Raw genomic sequence first — 1379 nt, forward strand, 5'->3', positions numbered from 1 at the left:
CTGGTGCGCAGCCAGCTGTACATCGCGGGCCGCTGGCAGGCCGCCGCCGGCGGCGCGACCTTCGCCGTCACCGATCCGGCCACCGGTGACACGATCACGCACGTGCCCGACGGCGCCGCCCAGGACGCGCGCGCCGCCACCGATGCCGCCCACACGGCCTTCGCCACCTGGCGCCACGTGCCGGCCAAGCAGCGCTCGGCCCTGATCAAGCGCTGGAACGATCTCGTCCTGGCCCGCCAGGAAGGGCTGGGCGCGCTCATCTCGCTGGAGCAGGGCAAGCCGCTGGCCGAGGGCAAGGGCGAAGTCGCCTATGCCGCGAGCTACATCGAATGGTTCGGCGAAGAGGCCACGCGCATGAATGGCGAGGTCATTCCCGCGCCCGTGCCGGGCCGGCGCATGTTCGCGCTCAAGGAGCCCGTGGGCGTGGTGGCCGCCATCGCGCCCTGGAACTTTCCCGCCGCGATGATCGCGCGCAAGATCGCCCCCGCGCTCGCCGCCGGCTGCACGGTGGTCTGCAAGCCTGCGGAAGACACCCCGCTCACCTCGCTCGCACTCGTGGCGCTGGCCGAAGAGGCGGGCATTCCGCCCGGCGTACTGAACATCGTCACCGCCTCGCGCGAGCACACGCCCGCGGTGGTGGATGCATGGCTCGACGATTCCCGCGTGCGCAAGATCACCTTCACCGGCTCCACGCCCGTGGGCAAGCACCTGGCGCGGCGCAGCGCCGATACGCTCAAGAAGCTCTCGTTGGAACTCGGCGGCAATGCACCCTTCATCGTGTTCGAGGATGCCGACGTGGATGCGGCGGTGGACGGCTTCATGGCCGCGAAGTTCAGGAACGGCGGGCAGACCTGCGTGTGCCCCAACCGCGTGTTCGTGCACCGTGCCGTTCACGATGATTTCGCGCAGAAGCTCGCCGCGCGTGTGCAGGCCCTGCACGTGGGCCCGGCGACGGACCCGGCCTCGCAGATCGGCCCGATGATCAACGCGCGCGCCGTCGAGAAGATCGAACGCCACGTACAGGATGCCGTGGCGCGTGGCGCGACGGTGCTCACCGGCGGCAGGCGCCTGGATGCGCTGGGCGCCCACTACTACGCACCCACCGTGCTCACGGGCGCGGATGCCAGCATGGCCTGCGCCTGCGAGGAAACCTTCGGCCCGGTGGCGCCTCTCACGGTCTTCGACAGCGAGCAGGAAGTGATCGCCGCCGCCAACGACACCCCCTTCGGCCTGGCCGCATATTTCTACAGCAACGACGTGCGCCGCATCTGGCGTGTGGCCGATGCGCTGGAGACGGGCATCGTGGGTATCAACGAAGGCGCGCTGGCGGCCGAGTCCGCACCCTTCGGCGGCGTGAAGGAGTCCGGCTACGGCCGCGA

The 1379-nt window shown here is 70.3% G+C and carries 1 protein-coding gene; it reads left to right on the top strand.

Going from position 1 to position 1379, the window contains the following annotated elements; translation table 11 throughout:
* Positions 1-1379 (top strand): NAD-dependent succinate-semialdehyde dehydrogenase (locus BLR05_RS25590; RefSeq protein WP_143016058.1); only part of this gene is annotated, 1379 nt, incomplete at both ends.

Origin of the sequence: Paracidovorax cattleyae (assembly GCF_900104515.1) — a bacterium.
Lineage (GTDB): Bacteria > Pseudomonadota > Gammaproteobacteria > Burkholderiales > Burkholderiaceae_C > Paracidovorax > Paracidovorax cattleyae.